General features: G+C 61.3%; 19 protein-coding genes and 1 riboswitch. Of the genes, 7 read left to right on the forward strand and 12 right to left on the reverse strand.

Annotation, left to right across the window (positions count from 1 at the left end):
• Nucleotides 1-28: 28 nt before the first annotated feature.
• Nucleotides 29-1741 (forward strand): ABC transporter ATP-binding protein/permease, encoded by a 1713-nt coding sequence (locus RCI20_RS03155; RefSeq protein WP_306603090.1) that lies wholly within the window; start codon nt 29-31, stop codon nt 1739-1741.
• Between the two features lie 176 nt (nt 1742-1917).
• On the forward strand, nt 1918-3435 hold the full coding sequence (locus tag RCI20_RS03160) for a radical SAM protein (protein ID WP_306603091.1): 1518 nt from the start codon (nt 1918-1920) through the stop codon (nt 3433-3435).
• 28 nt (nt 3436-3463) lie between these two features.
• Here RCI20_RS03160 and cobU read toward each other — a convergent pair whose 3' ends face one another.
• Complete coding sequence (cobU, locus tag RCI20_RS03165; RefSeq protein ID WP_373691463.1) at nt 3464-4024, reverse strand: bifunctional adenosylcobinamide kinase/adenosylcobinamide-phosphate guanylyltransferase; 561 nt, start codon at nt 4022-4024, stop codon at nt 3464-3466.
• A 41-nt stretch (nt 4025-4065) separates the two neighbouring features.
• Nucleotides 4066-4279, forward strand: a riboswitch (cobalamin riboswitch).
• Nucleotides 4280-4350: 71 nt separating this feature from the next.
• On the opposite strand from cobU, the gene cobT reads away from it, so the two are divergent.
• The 3 genes from cobT to RCI20_RS03180 are packed head-to-tail and all read left to right on the forward strand — an operon-like array spanning nt 4351 to nt 6786.
• Entirely contained in the window at nt 4351-5424 is a 1074-nt protein-coding gene (gene cobT, locus RCI20_RS03170; RefSeq protein WP_306603093.1) for a nicotinate-nucleotide--dimethylbenzimidazole phosphoribosyltransferase, read from the forward strand.
• Nucleotides 5424-6185: an adenosylcobinamide-GDP ribazoletransferase gene (locus RCI20_RS03175; protein WP_306603094.1), complete on the forward strand. Its 762-nt coding sequence runs from the start codon at nt 5424-5426 to the stop codon at nt 6183-6185. The genes cobT and RCI20_RS03175 overlap by 1 nt, the downstream gene beginning before the upstream one ends.
• Nucleotides 6186-6195: 10 nt before the next feature.
• Complete coding sequence (locus RCI20_RS03180; protein ID WP_306603095.1) at nt 6196-6786, forward strand: histidine phosphatase family protein; 591 nt, start codon at nt 6196-6198, stop codon at nt 6784-6786.
• Here the strand turns inward: RCI20_RS03180 and RCI20_RS03185 are convergent.
• The 4 genes from RCI20_RS03185 to RCI20_RS03200 all read right to left on the reverse strand — a co-directional run bounded on the left by RCI20_RS03185 (nt 6783) and on the right by RCI20_RS03200 (nt 11562).
• A complete protein-coding gene (locus tag RCI20_RS03185) occupies nt 6783-8795 on the reverse strand; it encodes an LTA synthase family protein (protein WP_306603096.1) in 2013 nt (670 codons plus the stop codon). The two genes, RCI20_RS03180 and RCI20_RS03185, sit on opposite strands and share 4 nt — an antisense overlap.
• A gap of 76 nt (nt 8796-8871) precedes the next feature.
• Entirely contained in the window at nt 8872-10194 is a 1323-nt protein-coding gene (locus RCI20_RS03190; RefSeq protein WP_306603097.1) for a sensor histidine kinase, read from the reverse strand.
• The gene (locus RCI20_RS03195; RefSeq protein ID WP_306603098.1) at nt 10184-10855 is read right to left on the reverse strand and encodes a response regulator transcription factor; all 672 of its coding nucleotides are present in this window, start codon (nt 10853-10855) and stop codon (nt 10184-10186) included. The genes RCI20_RS03190 and RCI20_RS03195 overlap by 11 nt, the downstream gene beginning before the upstream one ends.
• Nucleotides 10852-11562 carry a PepSY domain-containing protein gene (locus tag RCI20_RS03200; RefSeq protein WP_306603099.1) on the reverse strand — a complete coding sequence of 237 codons (711 nt, stop codon included), beginning with the start codon at nt 11560-11562 and terminating at the stop codon, nt 10852-10854. The genes RCI20_RS03195 and RCI20_RS03200 overlap by 4 nt, the downstream gene beginning before the upstream one ends.
• Nucleotides 11563-11671: 109 nt before the next feature.
• Between RCI20_RS03200 and RCI20_RS03205 the strand changes: the two genes are divergently transcribed.
• Entirely contained in the window at nt 11672-12667 is a 996-nt protein-coding gene (locus RCI20_RS03205) for an SdiA-regulated domain-containing protein (protein WP_306603100.1), read from the forward strand.
• 52 nt (nt 12668-12719) lie between these two features.
• Here the strand turns inward: RCI20_RS03205 and RCI20_RS03210 are convergent, their stop codons facing one another.
• From RCI20_RS03210 to RCI20_RS03240, 7 genes are read right to left on the reverse strand one after another with little or no spacing between them, the layout of a single operon-like run.
• Nucleotides 12720-14108, reverse strand: a complete 1389-nt coding sequence (locus RCI20_RS03210) for an ATP-binding protein (RefSeq protein ID WP_306603101.1) — start codon at nt 14106-14108, stop codon at nt 12720-12722.
• Nucleotides 14105-14806, reverse strand: coding sequence for a response regulator transcription factor (locus RCI20_RS03215; RefSeq protein ID WP_306603102.1), 702 nt, complete (start codon nt 14804-14806; stop codon nt 14105-14107). The genes RCI20_RS03210 and RCI20_RS03215 overlap by 4 nt, the downstream gene beginning before the upstream one ends.
• The gene (locus tag RCI20_RS03220) at nt 14807-15451 is read right to left on the reverse strand and encodes a hypothetical protein (protein ID WP_306603103.1); all 645 of its coding nucleotides are present in this window, start codon (nt 15449-15451) and stop codon (nt 14807-14809) included.
• Between the two features lie 10 nt (nt 15452-15461).
• Nucleotides 15462-16256, reverse strand: a complete 795-nt coding sequence (locus RCI20_RS03225) for an SDR family oxidoreductase (RefSeq protein WP_306603104.1) — start codon at nt 16254-16256, stop codon at nt 15462-15464.
• On the reverse strand, nt 16247-16921 hold the full coding sequence (locus RCI20_RS03230; RefSeq protein ID WP_306603105.1) for a TenA family transcriptional regulator: 675 nt from the start codon (nt 16919-16921) through the stop codon (nt 16247-16249). Before RCI20_RS03230 ends, RCI20_RS03225 begins: the two co-directional genes overlap by 10 nt.
• Nucleotides 16908-18383 (reverse strand): AMP-binding protein, encoded by a 1476-nt coding sequence (locus tag RCI20_RS03235; RefSeq protein WP_306603106.1) that lies wholly within the window; start codon nt 18381-18383, stop codon nt 16908-16910. The genes RCI20_RS03230 and RCI20_RS03235 overlap by 14 nt, the downstream gene beginning before the upstream one ends.
• Nucleotides 18376-18999 carry a thermostable hemolysin gene (locus tag RCI20_RS03240; protein ID WP_306603107.1) on the reverse strand — a complete coding sequence of 208 codons (624 nt, stop codon included), beginning with the start codon at nt 18997-18999 and terminating at the stop codon, nt 18376-18378. The genes RCI20_RS03235 and RCI20_RS03240 overlap by 8 nt, the downstream gene beginning before the upstream one ends.
• 212 nt (nt 19000-19211) lie before the next feature.
• Here RCI20_RS03240 and hsdR point away from each other — a divergent pair, with 212 nt between their 5' ends.
• Nucleotides 19212-21638 (forward strand): EcoAI/FtnUII family type I restriction enzme subunit R, encoded by a 2427-nt coding sequence (hsdR, locus tag RCI20_RS03245; protein ID WP_306603108.1) that lies wholly within the window; start codon nt 19212-19214, stop codon nt 21636-21638.
• Nucleotides 21639-21659 lie beyond the last annotated feature (21 nt).

Genomic DNA, 21659 nt, shown 5'->3' on the forward strand with positions numbered 1-21659 from the left:
GGCCGGTACGGCAAGGCGCTGCTAACCTATGATCCACTTCGATCACCTGTTGTGGCGGCGTTTTGGCACCATTGCGCTGCCGTACTGGTGTAAAGACGAGAAATGGCAGGCGCGCGGGCTGCTGCTCCTGCTTGTCGCATTGTTGCTGGGCCAAACCAGCTTTGCCGTCCTGCTTAACGAGCAAACGGGGGAATTTACCTCGGCGTTGGCGGCAAAGGATGCCGATCGGTTCTGGATTTCGATCAAGAAATGTCTGCTCGTCCTCACCATCGCCGTGCCGATTTATGCGTTTTTTTACTACGTCCGGGACCGCTTGGCACTGCAGTGGCGACGTTGGCTGACCCGCAGTTTTCTTGGCAGCTATTTCAGCCATCGGGCGTATTACGCACTGAACGCCAGCAGCGAAGTCGACAATCCCGATCAACGCATGGCCGAAGACATCAATACCTTTACCCAGAAGTCGCTGTTTTTCCTGCTGGTCCTGGTCGGTGCCTTGCTGCAATTGGTGGCGTTCAGCGGTGTGCTGTGGACCATTTCCCGGGAATTGGTGGTTTTCCTGATTTTCTATGCGCTGATTGGCACGGCTGTGACCGTGTTGGGCTTTGGCAGGTTATTGATCGGGCTTAACTTTTACCAGCTCAAGCGCGAGGCGGACTTTCGCTTCAGTCTGGTGCGTGTGCGGGAAAATGCCGAAGCCATTGCGTTTTATCGTGGTGAAGCGCAGGAGTCAGGTCTGGTCGATCAGCACTTTGATGAAGTCTTCGACAATTCCAAAAAGCTCATCTGGGCGCAACTGAAACTCAACTTTTTCCAGTATGCCTACAGTTTCATGACCATCGTTTTGCCCAGCATGATCATTGCGGGGCGGGTGATTTCGGGAGAGTTGGAGGTTGGGCGGGCGATCCAGGCAGCTGGTGCGTTTGCTGCCATCCTGGTGGCGCTCACGGTGATCGTCGATCATTTTGAAAATCTCAGCAAATTCATTGCCGGGATTGATCGTCTGGATGGCTTTGCCAGATTCCTGGCCGGGACGGCAAAGGCGAAGGCCGGGGATGAAATTGAAGCGGTGCAGGATTCGTATATCGCGATTCAAGACCTGAGCTTGCGCACCCCGAATCAGGAGCGGACGCTGATCAAGAATCTGTCGCTGACGATCAATCCCGGCGAGGGTTTGATGATCGTGGGTTCCAGCGGTTGCGGGAAAAGTTCCTTGTTACGCGCCATTGCCGGGCTTTGGCGCTCGGGAGACGGGCGCATCATCCGGCCGGATCAGACAGAAATGCTGTTTCTGCCGCAACGGCCTTACATGCTGCTGGGCAGTCTGCGCAGCCAGTTGCTCTACCCGCAACAGGCGCGCCGGATTGCCGATGATGAACTGCTGGAATTGCTCGAACGGGTCAATCTGCCGAATATCGCAGCCCGTTTCGGTGGCCTCGATGCCAAACTCGATTGGGCCAAGGTGTTGTCGATCGGTGAGCAGCAACGCATCGCCTTTGCCCGCCTGCTGCTCACGGCGCCGCGTTACGCCTTGCTCGATGAAGCGACCAGCGCACTCGACGGTGCCAACGAAGAAAGCCTGTATCGTGAGTTGGCCGGCACGTCCACGACCCTGATCAGCATCGGCCACCGGTTATCCATTCTCAAATATCACCAGCAGGTGCTGGAACTTCTGGGCAATGGGAAGTGGCGGCTGAACCCGGAATACTTCAAGGAAAAGGCAGCGGCAACGTATCACGCCTGACGGGGTGAGGGGCGGCAAGGACGTATTGATGGAATTTCCCCGGCAGAAGGCGAGTGGTTTAGGGAAAAGTCATGCCGCCCGGACGGCGATATGAGTTATCCGGGTGTCCGCTGGTCGGCTACAAGCTGTCCGGCTGTTAGAATCCGCCGTCATAACGCCTGAGCGAGAGCAGAATTTTGCGGATTCACATTATCAACCCGGTGGCCGATGCACCCAGCTACCACTCGGCCGAGGTCTACGCTGCCTGGGGTGGCGATCGTCGCACAACGACCGCGGATCTGGCCATTGCCACGCTGGCTGCCTTCGTCCCGCCTGACTGGGAAATCCGGCTGACCGACGAGGCGATCGAGCCGCTCGGCCCGGATGGTGACCCGTGTGATGAATGCGACATCGTGGCGATTACCGGCAAGGTTTCGCAGCGCAACCGCATGATTGCCCTGGCCAATGCCTATCGGAGGCGTGGCAAGCTGGTGTTGGTGGGCGGGCCTTATGCCTCACTCAGTCCGGACGACCTGAGACCGCATGCCGATATATTGGTTACTGGCGAGATCGAGGATATTGCTGCAGGTTTGTTTGCCGATCTGGCATCCGGCCACTGGCAGGATCGTTACTTGGGAACGCGCCCCGATCTGCGCAATTCGCCCGTGCCGCGCTGGGATTTGTATCCGAATCACGGGGCCAATCTTGGCACCATCCAGACGTCGCGAGGCTGCCCGTTTACCTGCGATTTCTGCGATGTGATCCAGTATCTCGGCCGTCACCAGCGCCACAAGGACCCGGCGCAGGTCATTGCCGAGCTTGAAGTGCTTTATCGTCACGGCTACCGGCGAATTTTTCTTGCCGATGACAATTTCACGGTTTACCGTCGCCACGCCCATGCCGTACTGGAGGCGCTCAGCGCCTGGAATGCAGCGCATCGCGATGATCCGGTTTGCTTCATGACCCAGGTATCGATCGACCTGGCCCGCGACCCCGACTTGATGGCGGCCTGCAAGGCGGCGCGGCTGGATACGGTGTTCATCGGCATTGAAACGGTGAACGAAGACAGTCTGCGGGCTGCCGGCAAACGGCAAAACCTCTACCACGGTGCCGGCGAGGCGCTGAATTTGATTCTCGCTCACGGCATCATGGTCTATGCGGGAATCATCGTTGGCTTCGATGCCGATGGGCCGGATATTTTCGACCGGCTGAATGAGTTTTTTGCCACGGCCCCATTGCCATTGATTGGGATCGGTGCGCTCGTCGCGCCACCGGGAACGCCGTTGCATGCCCGTTTGGCGACGGAGGGGCGACTGGTAGGCGAGGACTGGCAAAGTGCAGCCAACCCGTTTGCGACCAATATCGTTCCCGCTCGGATGTCGCGTCAGGCACTGCTGGACGGCGTAGCGCAACTGTGCCGCGACGCCTATGCGCCGGATGCCTTCGCGCAGCGTTTGGGCAACTTTCTGGCGGCCTATGGTGGCCCCGCCGTTGCGCCGGCCGAAGCGCCGGTCCCGATATTCATTCCTCCCGGCGAACGGGCGTTGATCAAGCGCCTGTCCGGTTTGGGGCGTGAGGAAAAGCGGATGATCATGAGCAGTCTCGGCGCCGCAACATGGCGTCCGGATGCCCAGATGGCCATCGTCGAATTCCTCAGTCGTTATGCGCAGGTCCGGCACATGCTGGGTGCCAAGCCGAAATCCCTGATGCAATAACGCGCGAAGATGTTGCGGCGGGCGTTATTTACGCTGGCTGCGCAGTTTTCAGCACCAGCGGCAGACCCGCCGCCACCAGCGTGACCTGCTCGCAAACCGCCGCGACGCGCTGGTTCAGGCGGCCCTGTTCGTCGGCAAAAAGCCTGGATACCGGGTGCATTGGCACGATGCCCCAGCCGACTTCGTTGGAGACCAGGATCACCCGGCCGGGCAGTTGCGGCAGGCATTCGATCAGCGCGCCGGTTTGCTCGCGCAGTAGCGGGCAATCGATGGCTTCGCCGGCTTCCGCCTGCGTGGCGGCACAGCCGGCAAAGAGCAGGTTGGACAGCCACAGGGTCAGGCAATCGACCAGGATGCAGGTGTCCGGGCTGGCCAGTTCGCGCAGTTTGTCTGCCAGGTGCAGGGTTTCTTCGGCGCAGCCCCAGTCGACCGGGCGGCGTTCGCGATGATGGGCGATGCGACGCGCCATTTCGCCATCGCGGGCTTCGGCGGTGGCGAGATAGATGACGTGCAGCCCGGATTGCGCGGCGCGTTGTTCGGCGAGCAGGCTTTTGCCGGAACGGGCACCGCCAAGGATCAGTTCTTTCATGTCCGGCATTCTCGGTGAAGGCGGGGGAGAGGACAAGGTAAAGGCAGAGGCAGGGTTATAATCCGTGCCGTTCGACATCAAGGAACCCGGTGCGCGCTTGATTCGGTTCAGGCGCAATTCCGGGGCGGGCCCGCCGCTGTAATCGGGGACGGTCGCTGCACGATGCCACTACGCGGGGAGACAAACCTGCCGGGAAGGCGCGGCGAGCCGGACGATCCGAAAGCCAGAAGACCTGTCGTACGTCAAAACTGCAAGCCTGTGGACAGGGCTTCGCGGCTGCGTTGGCCAAACGCTGCCGCGAGGCCCTTTTGCTTTTGGAGAATCGGATGCATTCGTTCAAGATTTCGGCCCCTGACCGGGCCATCGAAAATTCGCTGAAAAACAAGGTTGACCGCAAGACCAAGCCGGTCGGTGCCTTGGGCCAGCTGGAAAGCGTGGCGAAGAAAGTCGCGCTGATCCAGCAAACCCTGACGCCGGCCCTGCGCCAGCCGCAGATGCTGGTTTTTGCTGGCGACCATGGTGCGGCCAAGGCCGGCGTGTCGGCCTACCCGCAGGACGTGACCTGGCAGATGGTCGGCAACTTCCTCAACGGCGGCGCGGCGATCAATGTGTTCTGCCGGCAGAACGGCATCGCGCTGTCGGTCGTCGATGCTGGCGTCGCGCACGACTTTACTGCGGTCGACGGCTTGATTGCGGCAAAAATCGCCCACGGCACGGCCAACTACCTGGAACAGCCGGCGATGAGCGCCGCGCAGTGCGCCGAAGCGATTGCCCGTGGCGCCGCCATCGTGCGTGAACTGGCGGTGCAGGGCTGCAATGTCGTCGGCTTCGGCGAGATGGGCATCGGCAATACCGCGTCGGCCTCGCTGATCACGCATTGTCTGACCGGCGTGCCGCTGGCCGAGTGCGTCGGGCGCGGCACCGGCCTCGACGATGCCGGGCTGGCGCGCAAGCAGGCGCTGCTCGAACAGGCGCTGGCCCGCTACCGGGCGGCTGGCGGCAACAATGCGCCGCTGGCGGTGCTGGCCGAGTTCGGCGGCTTTGAAATCGCCATGATGACCGGCGCCATGCTGGCCGCTGCCGAAGCCGGCATGGTGTTGTTGATCGACGGCTTTATCGTCGGTTCTGCCGCATTGACCGCAGTCCGCCTTCACCCCGCGCTGCTCGACTACTGCATCTTCTGCCACCGCTCGGCTGAAGCCGGCCATCGTGCCCAGTTGCAGGCGCTGCAGGCCGAGCCGTTGCTCGACCTCGGTCTGCGTCTTGGCGAAGGCACCGGTGCGGCGCTGGCCTGGCCACTGGTCCAGGCGTCGGTCGCCTTCCTCAACGAGATGGCCAGTTTTGAGTCGGCCGGCGTGGCGGACCAGGACGCGGCGCAGCAAGCCAGCAAAGCCGCCTGATGCTGCGCCGCGAGCTGGAATATTTCCTCGGCGCCGTGCGTTTCTTCACCCGGCTGCCGGTGCCGGCCTGGGTCGGTCATTCGGCTGAGGCGCTGAATCATTCGGCGCGTTATTTCCCGGCGGTCGGCCTGTTGATTGGCGGCATCGCCGCACTGGTCTATCTGGCCGTGCTGCAACTCTGGCCGCAGCCGGTGGCGGTGCTGCTGGCGATGGCGGCGACGATTTACGCGACCGGCGCGTTTCACGAAGATGGCCTGTCGGACGCGGCCGATGGCCTGGGCGGCGGTTGGGACAAGCTGCGCATCCTGGAAATCATGAAGGATTCTCGGGTTGGCAGTTACGGTGTCGTTGCGCTATGGCTGGGGCTGAGCGGCAAGTTCGTGCTGCTATCGATGCTCGACACCGCGCTGGTCCCCTGGGCCTTGCTCGCCGGGCACGCCTGGTCGCGCTGGTGTTCGACCTTGTTGCTGGCGACGATGGACTACGTGCGCGAGGATCTGCTGGCCAAGGCCAAACCGCTGGCGACGCGTTTGTCCGGCCCGGCTTTTTTGGTGGCAACTGGCTTTGGCGCGGTGGCGCTGTTTTTCCTGCCTTGGCAAAACATGCTGCTCGCCTGTTTGCTGGCCTTGCTGGCCACGCTCTGGCTGGCCACCAAATTCCGCCGCTGGCTTGGCGGCTATACCGGCGATTGTCTGGGGGCGGTGCAGCAAGTCAGTGAAATCGCCTTCTATCTCGGCCTGCTGGCCAGTTTGCCGCAATGATGTTGCCAAAATGATCCTGCATCTGATCCGCCACCCCAAGCCGCTGATCGAGCCGGGCATTTGTTACGGTCAACTCGATGTAGCGGCCGAAAATCCGGTGGCGACGGCAGAACGTCTGCGTGCTGAGTTGTTGCCGGGCTTGTCGCCGGGATTCACGTTGTGGAGCAGCCCGCTACGCCGTTGCCGGGAATTAGCAGAAGTACTGGCAGAAATGCTTGCGGAAGTGCAGCCTGAAAGGCTGACCGATTCGTCGAATTCATCACACTCGTCCGTGCAACTCGATGCACGCTTGATGGAAATGAATTTTGGCGCCTGGGAAGGTCGACCGTGGGATTTGGTGCCGCGCAGCCAGCTCGATGCCTGGGCCGCCGATGTTGAAGGCTACGCGCCGCCGGGTGGTGAATCGCCGTACCAACTGCGTGAGCGCGTGCTCGAATTCGTGGGTGGCCTGGGCGATGGTGAGCATGTGCTGGTCACCCATGCCGGCGTGATCCGCCTGCTGCTGGCGCATGCCGCAGCGGCCAGCATTGCCGACAGCCTGCGCCACACGCCGGATTATGGCAGCCTGACGACGCTCAGGCTGCCGGCGTCTTTCCCTTAATCGGGCAGCCGGTAACGCTGTTCCCGATACAGCCAGGCTGGCAGCAGCGCATGGGCGAGTGCCCGGCGTTCCAGTACGGCACCGTCCTTGGGCGCTTCAGGCACGACGGCCAGGTGTTTCGTCGTCTTTTCATAGCGCCCGTGTGCCGGGGCTTTTTCCGGACGCAGCACGACGACCTTGTCACCTTCCATCCAGGCGTAATTCTGTTCGTATTGCATCATCGCGCGGCCAGGGTTTTGTGGGTCTTCCCGCGTCAGATCGCGGCCGATCAGCGGGTGTTTGCTGTCGATGCCGAGTAGCGAGAGCAGCGTCGGCGCCAGGTCGATCTGGCTGGCGACGGTCTTGATCGTCTTTTGCTTCAGGTCGGCCCCCAGGATCAGGCCGGGAATGTGAAAGCGTTCGATCGGCACCAGGCTGTCGCCACGCACCCGGATATCGTGGTCGGCGACGACGACGAAGATCGTGTCCTTCCAGTAATCGCTGGCTTGCGCCTGCTTCATGAACTGGCCGAGCACGTAATCGGTGTATTTGACGGCGTTGTTGTCGGTGCCCTTGGGCTGCTCGTACAAGTCGATGCGCCCATCCGGAAACTCGAAGGGCGAATGGTTGGACGATGTGAAGACCAGCGTGAAACTGGGTTTGCCTTCCTTGTGCTTGGCGCTCAGGCGTTCGTGCGTCTTGTTGAGCAGATCTTCGTCGGAAACGCCCCAACTGGCCTTGAACACCGGGTTTGTGTAGTCGTTTTCGTCGGTAATGCGGTTAAAACCATTGCCGGTGAAAAAACTGCGCATGTTGTCGAAATGCGCTTCGCCGCCGTAAATGAATTCCGATTCGTAGCCCTGCGTGCCGAGGATGGAAGCCAGCGACGCAAAATTGCGTTGGGCCAGCGACAGTTTGACGACGGCCTGCGCCGGGGTGGGTGGGAAACCGGTGACGACGGCTTCGATGCCGCGAATCGAACGGGTGCCGGTGGCGTACAACTGCTCGAACCACCAACCCTGTTTCTTCAGCTTTTCCAGTTCCGGGGTGACTGGCACGCCGCCCAGCGATTCAACAAAGGTCGCGCCCAGGCTTTCTTCAAGAATGATCACCAGGTTGAGCGGTTTGTTGCGTTTACTGCTGGCCGTCTGGGCAGTCAATGTGGGAATTTCGGGGTCGCCAAGCAGAGGACGGGGATCGCCGAGGCTGGCCCGGGCAGCCTTCACCTCGGCCATGATGTCGGCCTCTTCCATCGTGCCGTAAATCTCGCTGGAACGGGCTTCGTGGCGCATGCCGTAGATGGCGTGGGTGACCGACCAGGCGGAATTGAGGATCAGCGTATTGACCATCGGATCGCCGGTCAGCGCGAACATCGCCGGGTTGGCCGGTCGGTGATCGAGGCTGGAGCGCACGGCAAAGGCACAGAGCAGAACGAGCAACGGCCAGGTCAGCCACAGGCGCAGGTGCGACCAGACCGCCTGCTTGTTCCGCCAGGGACGCATCAGGTAATAGGCGGCGTAGCCGAAAAAGGCGGTAAACAGCAGGCCGCCCAGCAACTGCAGGCGAAAGCCACCCCACAGCATGCCCATGACCTCGCCCGGATATTTCAGATATTCGACGAACAGACGGTTCGGCCGGGTGTCGTATTCGGTGATGAAAGCGGGCGACGAGACTTCCAGCAGGGCCAGGCCGGCAATCGCCAGGACCACCCAGAACATGCTCAGGCGACGCCACAGCGGCCATAGCGGGCGGGTGGCCAGAATCGGTGCCAGCAACAACAGGGGCAGCGTGAGCAGCGACAGCTGGATGATGTCCACGCGCACCCCTTGCGCCAGCATTTCCGGCCAGATGCCGGTGGCGGCGACGCGTTCCGACTGCCACAGCATCAAGGTGATGCGGGACAGCGAAAGCAGCGGCAGGCCGAGCAGGAAGAGCATGGCGAGGCCGCTGTAGGGGCCGAAAATATCAAGGCGTTGCCAAACCCGCTCCAGGCGACTTTTCGTGCTTGCAGCGGGGAGTGTTTGGGACATGGATGCTCTCACGATGAAAATGGCCCACTATGCTGTGGGTGGATTAAATTAAGCTTAAACGGGCCTTTGGCCGGACTCAGGCGGGAAGGTTCAACGCAACACGCAGCCCACCAAGCGGGCTTCTGCTCAGGACGATGTCGCCGCCGTAAGTGTCGGCAATATCGGCGGCAATCACCAGCCCCAGCCCGCTACCCTCGACATTCTCGTCGAAACGCCGGCCACGGATACCGCTTTCCTTGATCTGCGCTTCCGACAGCCCCGGACCGTCGTCGTCAATATGGATGAACAGTTCGTGTTGCTGAACGAAAGCTTCGATGACAATCCGGCTGTCTGCCCATTTGGCCGCATTATCCAGCAGATTGCCCAGCATTTCCTCAAAGTCTGTCGGTTCACCGCGCCAGAAGAGGCCGCCATCGATCCGGCTTTCCCAGTTGATGGCGCGTTCGCTGTGCAGTCGCTGCATCAGCGCAATGAGGCCGGCGATCCGCTCGGCGACGGCAATCTGGGAAAAACTGCCGGCGCCGCTGCCGGCTCGGGTCAGGTGACGATCGATCAAACGCGACATTGAGGTGATCTGCTGATGCAGCAGCGTGTTTTCGCGCAGAGCACTGTCGGCACCCAGGATGGACAGTGGTTTTTTCAGCGCATGGCTGAGATCGGCAGCATGGCCGCGGGCACGCGTGACGATTTTGGCGTTGCGCGCCAGCACCAGATCCAGTTCTTCGGCCAACGGGTCGAGGTCCGGACTGAAATGGCTGCCGACACATTCGGCGGTGCCGGCACGGACTTCGGACAGCTTGGCGCGCAGGCGGCGCAAGGGAATCAGGCCAAGCCGGACTTGCAACAGGCTGCTCAACAGCAAGGCAATGACCAGCCCGAGCTGGGTGAAGAGCAGGATGCGATCCAGGCGCGCCAGTTCGACTTCGGTTTCGGCTGCCGGGCCGTAAATGTGCAGCTTGGCCGGGTAGCCATCGATTTCCACTTGCCGAACAATGCCCATCAGTTGCAGGTTTTGCGGCCCGATCAGGCGATTGAGCGTCGCTTCGTCGTCGACCGCCTGTGCCCTGGATGTTTCCAGACGACTGTCCCACAGGGAGCGCGAGGCCTGAATTTCGCCGCTGCTTTCCAGTTGCCAGTACCAGCCGGAAAATATCCGGGCGAATTCATCGTTGTTGCGGCCATGCCAGCGGACCTCGGTTTCTCCAGGCATGACATTCAGCCCGCCCACCAGACGTTCAGCCTTTTCCGTCAGGCGCTGTTCAAAGCTGTTCCACAGCGTGGTTTGCACACTCTGGCGCAAGGCCCAGCCGCCCAGCGTGCTGACCAGCAGGGCGGCGAGGGCGCCGAGCATGAACAGTCGGATGCCGAGCCCCGCGCGCTGGATGGTGCTAAGCGGCATCGCCACCATCGGTCAGGCAAAACCCCCGGCCGCGTTCGGTCTGGATCAACGGGGCGACGAGTTTGCGGCGTATGCGTCCGATCAGCACGTCCAGTGTGTTCGAATCCGGGTCGAGGTCGCGTGCGTAAACATGCTCGGCGATCTCGCTGCGGCTGACCACGCGGCCCTTGCGCTGGATCAGATAAGCCAGGATGCGTTGCTCCTGCGCCGTCAGCGTCAGCAGTTGGCCATCCAGCGTGAAGCGACCGCTGGTGCTGTCGTAGCTCAAGGGGCCAGCTTGCAGGGTGGATGTCGCGTGACCCAAGGCGCGCCGTTGCAGAACACGCAGACGCAGCGCAACTTCTTCCTGCAAGAAGGGCTTGGTTAGATAATCGTCGGCCCCGGCGTCGAAGCCGGCCAGCTTGTCGCTCCAGCGGGCGCGGGCGGTCAGGATCAGCACCGGCATGTGACGACCGTTTTCGCGCCAGTGGCGCAAGACCGAAATGCCATCCTGTCCGGGCAGGCCGAGGTCGAGTACCGCTGCATCGTAATCTTCGGTGCAGCCGAGGAAAGACGCTGCATTTCCTTCGCCGACGGTTTCGACGATCATGCCGTCCTGTTCCAGCCCGGCGGCAATGCGGCGGGCCAGTTCGGGGTCGTCTTCGACGACGAGGACTCTCATCGCTCGACTTCCTCTCCATTCAGTATCTTGCCGGATATGGCGTCGACATCGAGTTCGAAAACCCGGCCATCGGCCAGACGCACTTCGATTTCGTAGAAATAACGCCCTTCCTGATCGTATTCCAGTTCGATTTCCTGAACAACGCCCCGGTAACGCGCCGGCAGGCGATCCAGGATATCGGGCAAGGTTTTCAGACTACGCAATACTTCCTGACGATGCCCGCTGGCATTGATCAATTCGCCGGTGCGGGCATCGATGACGAATTCGCGCAACCGGCCATCCTGCTGGATGATCTGGATTTCGTAGATCAGCCGGGCATCTGCGCCCTGCTTGAGTTCGAGTTCCAGGATATGGCCCGGATATTTGGCCAGCAGGCTGCGCAGTGCTGTGGCCGTCGGTCTCGCTGCCGGGTTGGCTTCCGGTGCGCTGGCGAGTTCGATACCACTGGTTGCATCGACCAGAATCTTGGTTCGTTGTCCGCTGTTTTTCAGAATGGTGATTTCGTAAACGCGGCGACCGCTGCGGTCGCGTTCCAGGTCGACATCCAGGACTTTGCCTGCGTGGCGGGTTTGTACCCCGGACAGGATGTCGGAGAGCGGTTTCAATTGCCCGGCTTCAACGGCCCGGCGAATCACGTATTGCTCTTCGGCGGCCGCAGGTGAGGCCAGTGAGAGCGACAAGAGAAGTAGGGAAAGGAGTTTAAGCATCGGCGAATGCTGCGGCAGTCAGGGTAAACGCTTCATGAATCGCAGTGTCACATTAAGTTTAATGTTCGTGGTGCAAGATGCATCGCATCGCAAATTCACGAAAGCAGTCATGCGCCTTCCGCCCTCCGATACGCCCGGCAAAACGCCAGAAGTCCTTGCCTCGTCCAGTACGGTAAAACACGGCAAATCCCGTCTGCTGAAAAGCTACGCGATGGTTTCGCTGCTGGTGATTTTTGCCGTAATTGCCTGGTCGACCGCAGGAAATGACTTCAAACCCTGGGCCAACCCATTCATCCGTTCGGCACTGGCTTTTCAGCAGATGACGACAGCCGATTCGGTGCGGCAGAACGCCGTCTGGTTGCCTGATTTCCAGGTCGAGATCGATGCCAAGCCGATTGTCGGGGTCAAGGACGATGTTTCCGGCCTCACTTACGATCCGGATCGCCGCTCACTTTTTGCCGTGACCAACAAGCGCCCGGAAATCATCGAACTGTCGCTGGATGGCGATGTGTTGCGGCGCATTCCCTTGAGCGGTGTCGCCGACCCGGAGGCCATCGAATACATTTCGCCCGGCCGCTACGTCATTACGGACGAGCGTCGGCAAGCGGTGATCGAGGTCGTGATCGACGAGACAACGGAACGTCTGGATGTGCAGCACAACAGCCAGGTTGCCATCGGTATCGGGCGTAATGGCAATCTTGGTTTCGAAGGGCTGGCTTATGATCGCGCTGGCGGGCGCCTGTTCGTGGCGAAGGAGCGCGATCCGATGCAGATATACGAAATCACCGGTTTTCCCTTTGCCGGCCGCCCTGCGTCGGCGCTGCAGATTCACGATAACCCGGCGTATACCAAGGCTTTGCCCTTGCGCGATTTGTCCAGCCTGTATTTCGATGCCAGGACCGGCCATTTGCTCGCCCTGTCCGATGAATCGCGCTTGATTGTCGAGTTGGACAAAGCCGGAAAGGCGATCAGCAAAATGTCTTTGCGCGCTGGCAAACACGGCTTGAAACGCAAGATTCCCCAAGCTGAAGGGCTGGCCATGGACGATGCCGGCAAGCTGTACGTGGTGAGCGAACCCAACCTGTTTTACAAGTTCAGCCGCTAAGGCAAGCGTGGATAGAAATGAGCGCTAGCAAGAAGCATGTGTTGCGGTGCGCTCAGTTGTCCGGCGTGGCGCGCCGAAGGCCATTCAGGCTGACCGAGAAGCCGCCTTCGGGCCGGTTGGCCAACTTCAGTTCTGCCCCGTGCAATTCGGCAATGCGGGCGACGATGGCCAAGCCCAAGCCATTTCCTTCAATACTGCCGGGTTGACCGCGGAAAAAGCGCTCACCCAAGCGGACTAGTGCCGCAGGCGGAACGCCGGGGCCGTTATCGGCAACGGTCAGGCCGTAGTGTGTCGCCGACTCGGAGATTGTCACCTGGATAGTGCTGCCGGGCGGGGTATAGCGCAGGGCGTTGTCGAGCAGGTTGCGGATGGCAATTTGCAGCAGGTCGGCATCGCCGAGCACAATCGCCGGTGTGGCCGGCAGCTTATGGCTGACTTCCTGGGTGGCGTCGGCTTTGGCATGCCGGGCGGCCTTCAGTGTCTCGTCGACCAGATGACCCAGATCGAACGGCAGGCTGGCCGGCGGGCTGCTCAAGGGGTCAAGACGGGCCAGTCGGAGCAGTTGTTCGACCAGCCGGCTGGCCCGGTCTACGCCGCATTCGATCTGCTGCAGCGCGTGTTCGCGCATCGCTGTATCCCGGCTGAGCAGGGCAACCTGCGTCTGCACCTTGATGGCGGCGAGCGGCGTGCGCAATTCATGTGCGGCATCGGCGGTGAAACGACGCTCGTTGTCCAATGTGCGGTCCACGCGCTGGAACAGGCGATTTATCGCGTTGACCAGCGGCCTGGCTTCGGTGGGAATGCGCGCATCGGGCAGGGCGGCCAGGTTGTCCGGCGTGCGGGCCGAAACTTCCTTGGCCAGCAGGTCAAGCGGACGCAAGGCGCGCTGGATCGACAGGTAGATCAGAAGAATCAGCACGGGCACGATGAGCAGTAGCGGCAGAACCGTCTGGATGGCGACTTCGAGCGCTGCCTGATCGCGCAGCAGGATGGATTGCGACACTTGCACGCGGTAGCGGCCATCGCCGGAAACCGTGTTCAAGACGCGCCAGGCGTTGTCGTGACGGATGATGTCGCTGTAATCGGCGATGCCCAGAATAGGCAGTGCCGGCGCGTCAATCGAGCGGGCCAGGATAGTGCCATCGCCCAGGCCGATCTGGAATTCCAGCGGTGGTTCGTAGATATTGTCGGCGGCGCCGCGGACGGTAGCCAGTCGGTTCGCCAGTTCGCCGAGGTTCGCCTCATTGTCGTGCACGATGGCGAGCAACAGGCGACCGGTCTGCGCCAGATTGCCGTCCATCAACTCTTCTGCTTCGTGCTGCGCCTTGGTGTAGCTGAACCAGCCGGTGAGCAACCAGATCAGCAGGACAGCCGCGCAGACGGCGCCGAGCAGGCGCCAGCGCAGCGAATGGATGCGCTCGGCCGGCAACAGCCGGGTCATCGGCCTTCGTCTCCCCGTTGTTCACCCAATTGCTCGCCCGCTTGTTCGCCAAGCTGGTAGCCGAGACCGCGGACAGTCCGGATGAAATCGGCGCCGAATTTCTTGCGCAGATGGTGGATGTACACTTCGACGGTATTGCTGCCGGCCTCATCGCCCCAGGAATACAGGCTTTCTTCGAGTTGGCTGCGACTGCGGATATGGCCCGGCTGGCTGATCAAGGCATGCAGTAGTGCATATTCGCGGCCGGACAGCGGGACGTCGCAGCCCTGGAAGCTGACCCGCTTGCTGGCCGGATCAAGCGTGACGCCCCGGTGTTCGAACAGCGGGTGGGCGATGCCGCCGGCGCGCCGGAGCAGGGCGCGGATGCGCGCCTGCAGTTCGCCCAGATCGAAGGGCTTGGTCAGGTAGTCGTCGGCGCCGTGGTCGAGGCCGCTGATCTTGTCTTCCCGGGTGTCGCGTGCGGTCAGGACGAGGACGGGGGTCCGGTCGCCGCCGCGGCGCATCTCCCGCAGGACGGAAAGTCCGTCCTTGCCGGGTAGCCCGAGGTCGAGGATGCAGGCGTCGTAGCTGTGGTCGGCCAGGGCATGCAGGGCCATTTGTCCATCCTTGACCCAGTCGACCGCATAAGCGTCGAGCATCAGCCCGGCGCGGATACCGTCGCCGAGCAGTGCATCATCTTCAACGAGCAGAACTCTCAATTAGCGTGCGTCCTTGGCGGTTTTGCTGAGCAGGGCCTGAATTTCGCGGCGCCGTCCCTGATCGGCCGTTTCCCGGCCCGGGCGAGGCGCTGCGCTCAGGGCTTTTTCCAGATAGCGCCGGCCTTCGGCAACGCGGTCTTCATCGATCAGATACTCGCCGTAAAAAAAGTTCGGGTCAATCCCGCTGGGATTGATGGCCAATGACTTGCGGAACAGTTCTTCAGCCTTCGCCTTGTCGCCAAAGCCGATCGGCCAGCGCGGTACTTTGGCGTAAAGCGTGGCCAGGCTGGTGTAGGCCGAACCGTTCAGGGCTTTTTCGTCGAGCTTCAGGCTTTCTTCGAGCAGACGCTTGGCTTCCTTGGCCATTGACAATGCGCCGAGGCCGCCACGGGCACCGGCTTCGCTGGACACGACGATGGCTTCCCAGATCAATGCCGGGGCCAGGTTGGGCTGCGCTTCGGCCAGCTTGCGGGCTTGTCCGGCAAGCTCGTGGTAGAGGTCGGCTTGCTGTTTTTCCGGCTGCTGGTACTTGATTTCGGCCCAGCGATCCTGGATCGGACGGATCAGATCATCAGCAGGCGCAGCCTGGGCGGCCGATGCCAGCGTCAGGCAGGCGGCGAGAATGAGGGATTTCAGACGAGACATGGTGTGTCCTTTACTCGGTACGGAGATGGGTGGCGTGTTGTTTGATTGTGCTCAGCTTGCCGCGCAGGCCTTGGTCGACGAGGCCGGGGGCAAAGCCGTTGAGCCAGGCGAACAGGCGCTCCGGAAAGCCGATGTGGCGTTCCGGGGTGTTGTTGTTGAGCATCTCGACGATCAGTCGGGCGACGGTTTCCGGCGTATCCATGCCGCTGCCCAGTGCAGTATTCAGCGCCCGGACGACGGGTGAATTGATCGGCGTATCGATGGCGCGCGGTGCAACGTGGATGACGTGTACCGAGGTATCGGCCAGTTCCCGGCGCAAGGCTTGCGAAAAGGCGCGCAGGCCGGCCTTGGCTGTCGAATAGGCGGCGAACCCGGCGAACGGGACGCTGCCGAAGGTCGAGCCGACGTTGACGATGGCGGCTTCTGGTTGTTTGTTCAGCCAGGGAAGGAGTGCCTGGGTGAGACGCAGCGGGGCGGCCAGGTTGGTGGCCAGAATACGCTCGACATCCTGCCATTCCTGTTCGGCGAACAGACCGAAACCGCCGACGCCGGCGTTGTTGATCAGTACGTTGGCGCCGAAATTCCGGGCGGCCTGGACAGTGTTTTCAATCCCGTCGCTGGTCGTCAGGTCGGTTTGCAGCAGTTGGTAATCGGTCTTGGCCGGCAGGTTGAGGCGGGCCAGCTGGACCGGGTCGCGGCCGGTCAGCAGCAGGGCCGCACCGGCGACAGCGAGTTCGTGGGCCAGGGCACAGCCGAGGCCGCCGCTGGCACCGGTCAGCAGGATGCGTGTCTGGTTCAGTTGCATGTGCCGCTCGCAACCACTGCCGCCGCTGGCAGCGCATGGAAGATGTCGCCGTAAAGCTTGAAGAAGACGCGGGCAGCGTGCACGACATCGGCTTGATCTTCCGGCGTCATCTGGTCGAGCAGGCGGGCCAGGTGTTGCGTGTGTTCCTGATCCAGCGTGCCGTGCGAACGCAGGTAGGAGAAGGCCTGATCGGGCAGCTTCAGGGCTTCTTGGATGCGGTCGGCAGCAGTCAGCGCCAGATCGACGCTGGTCCCTTCGAGGACGAAGACCATGCCGAAAAAGCCGGCCGGGTTACCGCGATTGATCAGGTCGTAGGCGTAAGCGACCATGATTTCGGCCGGCAGGTCGGGGCGGCTGTTACGTACTGCGTCGGCATCGCCACCGGCGGCAGCGATATCGTCGAGAATCCATTCCTCGTGGCCGATCTCTTCCTCGATGTATTCGGCAACTGCCTTGCGCATCCAGCCCAGACGTTCCGGCAGACGACCGCCGAGCGTCATCAGCAGCGGCGTTGTGTGGCGAACGTGATGATAGGCCTGGGCGAGGAAAGCACGATAGCTGTCGAGTTCGACCCGGCCCTGCAGGCAGTCGGTGAGGATTGGGGCCGACAGCAGATGGCTGCGGGCTTCGGCAGTGGTGGATTTCAGTTGATCATAAAACGACATGGGAAGATTCCTCCTGGGCATAAAGCGCTGCCAGTGCAGCACGATGGTGTTCAATGATGGCTGGCCGCTGCGGGCGACCGTTACCGGTGGCCAGGCCGTTGCCTGGCGTAAAGGGGGGGCTGGTAATGCAATGGGCGATCCGGGCGTAATCCGGAAGCTGCTGATTGGTGCGCTGTATGGCTTGTTCGATGGCGACGGGGCTGCTGCCCGGCATGGGAACGACGATGGCGCTGAGGGCTGCTTGTCCGTCGCCGACCACGATGGCTTGCAGGATTTGCGGATTGGCCAGCAGTCCGGCCTCCACCCACTCGGGCGAAATGTTGCGACCGAACGAGGTGATCAGCAGGTTCTTGCGCCGTCCTGCCAGATGCAGGTGGCCGAACGCGTCGAAGCTGGCCAGGTCGCCGGTCGGAAAGCTGCTGCCGTCAGGGGCTGGCAGACCGGCGTAGCCGAGGAAGGCACGGGTTCGGACAAACAGTTCGCCGGATTCGATGCTGATCTGGGCATGTCTGAGCGGCCGCCCGACGCCTTCACCATCGTCGCCCGGCCGGTTGATCGCCAGCACCGAGCCGCCTTCGGTCAGGCCGTAACCCTGGTAGGCCGGAATGCCGGCTTGCCGGGCCGTGGCCAGCAGCTCGGGTGCGACACGCGCCCCACCGACGGCGACGAATTTGAGCGAATTTTCCGGTCGACCGCCGGAATGGGCCAAAAACAGTGTCCACGCCTTGAGCAGCTCGGGCACCAGGATCAGGCTGGCCGGCTGGGTGTCGTGGACTGCACGGTCCAGCGCGGCCGGATCGAAACCGGCCATGCCGGCCCAGCCCAGCGTGCTCAGCGACGGCAGGTGCACCGGCATACGGCGCAGCAATGGCGCGTAAACGCCGGCCACGTTTTCCAGCAGCAAGGCCAGCGGCAAGACTGCCAGATGGCGCGTCAGCGGGAGGTCAGCCAGCCGTTCGCGGAGAGCCAGCGCCGTATCGATCAGGCCGGCCGCACTGAGGCAGACGCCTTTGGGCGCGCCGGTACTGCCCGAGGTGAAGGAGATTTTTGCCGTACCCGGTGGCAAGGCAACGGCGTCGACGACCCGGCGCAGCCAGGTCAATCCCTGCCAGCGGCCAGTGATTGCGAAACCCAGGTCGAGCTGGCCGATGCGTTCCGGTTGATCGGTCAGCACGGTATCGGCGCCACTTTGTTCGAGCGCATGGCGCAACTGGTCGGCATTGAAAAAGCCGGGTAGCGGCAGATGCACGATGCCTGATGTCTGGCAAGCCAGATCGGCGACAACCCAGGCCGGGCCATTGTCGGCCAGCACGCCGACGACCCGGCTGCCGCTCAAGCGTTCGCCGAGCGCCAGCAGTTCGTTGTGAATCTCGCCGGCCGACCAGTTGCCGGCGGGGGCGTGCAGCAGCACATCATCGGGGGCGCGAGCGGCGAGTTCGTCGAGCCAGGAAAACTCAGCCATGACGTTTCACCATGTCCAGCGCCAGGCGGATACGACCGGCCACGACAACCGGTTTGCTGTCGTAATAGCTGCCCCAGTCGGCCGCCTGCTCGCCGAGGCGGCTCGGGTCGGCGGGGGCGAGGGCCAGTGGCGGCAGGCCAAGACGGCGGAAGATGCCGATCAGTTCGTTGGTGGCCGTAAACACCACCCATTCGTAGCCGAGCCGGTCGAGATGGGCGGCCAGGCTGAGGATCACATCGACGCTGCCACCGGCACGGGTTGCCGCCAGGTTGCCGACTTCGACAATGGCTTCGCGGCGGACCGGTTGGCCGGCCAATCGGGCAACGGCAGTTTCAATCGGCACGTCGAGATAATTTTCGAGAAACAGCCGGTCTTCACCGGCGCAGCGCCAGCCTGCTGTCGCGACGATCTGCTCGGCGCGTTCAAGCAGCATCAGGTTGGGCGCGAAGCTTTTGACTTCGGCGTCGTAATGGCTACGGAAAATATCGGCGATGAAGCTTTCCGCCGCCGCCCGCTGCGGTGCTCCGACAACCGTATGGCGGATGGAGAGCGCCTGCTGGCGTGTCTGGATGATTTTCTGGATGGCAGCCACAATGATGACCTCGGATAACAACATGATTCCAAGGATGCAGCTGGGGGATTAAAGGAAACTTAAGAATTGAGGGTGTATGGCAGTAGCTGTAATGAAATGCTGAAGATGCTTCCCGTTCCGTCTGCCTGTAGACTTATGACATTCTGGGTAAATCTGTGCTTCTGAATTTGTTTGTTGATGTTTGATTGCGGCTGATTTTAGGAAAATAGAATGTGATGAAGGGAAGAGGGTAAAGCTTGGATAAATACCAACTCAGTGAGCGCGATATCTGCACCAAGTTCATTACGCCTGCCATTCAGCAGGCGGGTTGGCAGCAGCATCAGTTTCGCGAGGAAGTCAGACTTACCGATGGTCGTGTCATGGTGCGCGGCAAACTCGCCGCTCGCGTCAAGAACCCCGAGGCCAAGGGCGGCCCCAAGCGGGCCGATTTTGTGCTCTACGCCAGACCGAACGTGCCCATTGCCGTTGTTGAAGCCAAGCAGGCCAAGTTTTCAGTGGGGCATGGCATGCAGCAGGCGCTGGCCTATGCCGAAATGCTGGATGCTCCCTTCGCCATTAGCAGCAATGGTGATGCCTTCCTGATTCATGACCGTACCGGCATCACCCAGCCCGTCGAGCGCGAACTCCAGCTTGGCGAGTTTCCTTCATTCGATGATCTTTGGCCGCTCTACCAGCAGTGGAAAGGTCTAGCCGCGCCCGAAGCCGTCAAACTGATCGAGCAACCGTTCTACACCGATGGCAGTGGCAAAGAGCCCCGCTACTACCAGCGCGTCGCCATCAATCGTGCCGTCGAAGCCATTGCCAAAAACCAGCCGCGCGTGTTGTTAGTCATGGCTACTGGTACCGGCAAAACTTACACTGCCTTCCAGATCATCTGGCGCATGTGGAAGGCCAAGGCCAAAAAACGCATCCTGTTTCTGGCTGACCGCAACATTCTCGTAGACCAGACCATGCAGCAGGACTTCGCTCCTTTTGGCGAGGTGATGCACAAGATCACCAATCGCGAGATCAAGAAGAACTACGAGATCTACCTTGCCCTTTATCAGGCGGTCACCGGCAAGGAAGAGTGGAAGCAAATCTATAAGCAGTTTCCGGCGGACTTCTTTGACCTTGTCGTCGTCGATGAATGTCACCGTGGTAGTGCGGCAGAAGACTCGGCCTGGCGTGAGGTGCTCGAATACTTCAGCAGCGCCACCCATCTGGGCCTGACCGCCACGCCAAAGGAAACCAAGGAAGTCAGCAACATCACCTACTTTGGTGACCCGGTCTACACCTACTCGCTCAAGCAAGGTATCGAGGACGGTTTCCTCGCCCCGTACAAGGTGATCCGCATCGCCACCGATGTCGATGCCGTTGGCTACACGCCCGAAAAAGGCAAGGTCGACAAGCTCGGTCAGACGGTTGAGCAACGCCAATACAACACCAAGGATTTCGACCGCAATTTGGTGCTGGAAAAACGCACCAGGCTCGTTGCCAGCAAGGTGTGGGAATACCTTAAGGCCATCGATCCGATGGCCAAGACCATCGTCTTTTGCGACGACCAGGATCACGCCGAACGCATGCGGCAAGAGCTGGTCAAGTTGATTCCGGCTGCCGCCAGCAATCGCCGTTACGTGATGCGCATCACCGGCGACGACAACGAAGGCAAAGCACAGCTTTCGTATTTCATCGACAACGACGAGCCTTACCCGGTCATCGCCACGACATCCAAGCTGCTCACTACCGGGGTCGATGCCAAGACCTGCAAGCTCATCGTGCTTGACCAGAACATCAACTCGATGAGCGAGTTCAAACAGATCATTGGCCGTGGCACCCGCCTGCGTGAGGACTACCAGAAGCTGTACTTCACCATCATGGATTTCAAAGGCGCCACACGCCTGTTTGCTGACCCGGATTTTGATGGTGATCCGGTGGTGATCTACGAGCCCAAACCGGGCGAACCCGTGGTGCCGCCGGAAATCACCGAAGTGCCCGGGACACGCGAACCCGATCCCACGCCCTATGGTCCGGACTCCACAGGGGGCGAAGAGACACAGCCCGGCGGCAACACGGGCGGCGGAGGTCGCGTGAAATATGTCATCGACGACGTCAACGTGCGGGTTGCCGTCGAGCGTTCGCAATACCTTGATGCTGACGGCAAACTCATCACCGAGGACTACCGTGTCCTGCTCAAGGACGACATCAAGAAGGCGCTGCAAGCCGAGTTCGGCACGATGACCGACTTCCTGCGCCGCTGGAAAAGTGCCGAGCGAAAGCAGGCCGTACTGGAAGAGCTGGCTGAGCACGGCGTACCACTGACCATCCTGCAGCAGGCCGTTGCCAATGGCAGTGAGCTGGATGTCTTTGACTTGGTCGCCCACGTCGCTTTCGACCAGAAGCCCCTCACTCGCCGTGAACGCGCCAACAACGTCAAGAAGCGCAATGTGTTCGGCAAGTACGGCGAGCAGGCCCGCGCAGTCCTCGAAGCCCTGCTGGACAAATTTGCCGACCACGGCGTGCAGGATGTTGAAGATGCCAAGGTACTGGAGCTGCCGCCGTTTGATCAGTTTGGTAGCAAAACCCAGATCCGGCGCGGTATCTTCGGCAGCCTCGAGCAATACACCCAAGCGGTGCACGAGCTCGAACAAGCGCTCTACGACATACCCGAACCAAAGCAGGCTTGATTCGCATCAGGCCCACGATTA

The sequence above is a fragment of the Azonexus sp. genome (genome assembly GCF_030824335.1).
Taxonomy (GTDB): Bacteria; Pseudomonadota; Gammaproteobacteria; order Burkholderiales; family Rhodocyclaceae; genus Azonexus.

Bases quoted from the DNA above. Each gene is read 5' to 3' on its own strand.
- RCI20_RS03155 (WP_306603090.1), top strand. From the start codon at position 29: ATGATCCACTTCGATCACCTGTTGTGGCGGCGTTTTGGCACCATTGCG.
- cobU (WP_373691463.1), bottom strand. From the start codon at position 4,024: ATGAAAGAACTGATCCTTGGCGGTGCCCGTTCCGGCAAAAGCCTGCTC.
- cobT (WP_306603093.1), top strand. From the start codon at position 4,351: ATGCATTCGTTCAAGATTTCGGCCCCTGACCGGGCCATCGAAAATTCG.
- RCI20_RS03175 (WP_306603094.1), top strand. From the start codon at position 5,424: ATGCTGCGCCGCGAGCTGGAATATTTCCTCGGCGCCGTGCGTTTCTTC.
- RCI20_RS03180 (WP_306603095.1), top strand. From the start codon at position 6,196: ATGATCCTGCATCTGATCCGCCACCCCAAGCCGCTGATCGAGCCGGGC.
- RCI20_RS03185 (WP_306603096.1), bottom strand. From the start codon at position 8,795: ATGTCCCAAACACTCCCCGCTGCAAGCACGAAAAGTCGCCTGGAGCGG.
- RCI20_RS03190 (WP_306603097.1), bottom strand. From the start codon at position 10,194: ATGCCGCTTAGCACCATCCAGCGCGCGGGGCTCGGCATCCGACTGTTC.
- RCI20_RS03195 (WP_306603098.1), bottom strand. From the start codon at position 10,855: ATGAGAGTCCTCGTCGTCGAAGACGACCCCGAACTGGCCCGCCGCATT.
- RCI20_RS03200 (WP_306603099.1), bottom strand. From the start codon at position 11,562: ATGCTTAAACTCCTTTCCCTACTTCTCTTGTCGCTCTCACTGGCCTCA.
- RCI20_RS03205 (WP_306603100.1), top strand. From the start codon at position 11,672: ATGCGCCTTCCGCCCTCCGATACGCCCGGCAAAACGCCAGAAGTCCTT.
- RCI20_RS03210 (WP_306603101.1), bottom strand. From the start codon at position 14,108: ATGACCCGGCTGTTGCCGGCCGAGCGCATCCATTCGCTGCGCTGGCGC.
- RCI20_RS03220 (WP_306603103.1), bottom strand. From the start codon at position 15,451: ATGTCTCGTCTGAAATCCCTCATTCTCGCCGCCTGCCTGACGCTGGCA.
- RCI20_RS03225 (WP_306603104.1), bottom strand. From the start codon at position 16,256: ATGCAACTGAACCAGACACGCATCCTGCTGACCGGTGCCAGCGGCGGC.
- RCI20_RS03230 (WP_306603105.1), bottom strand. From the start codon at position 16,921: ATGTCGTTTTATGATCAACTGAAATCCACCACTGCCGAAGCCCGCAGC.
- RCI20_RS03235 (WP_306603106.1), bottom strand. From the start codon at position 18,383: ATGGCTGAGTTTTCCTGGCTCGACGAACTCGCCGCTCGCGCCCCCGAT.
- RCI20_RS03240 (WP_306603107.1), bottom strand. From the start codon at position 18,999: ATGTTGTTATCCGAGGTCATCATTGTGGCTGCCATCCAGAAAATCATC.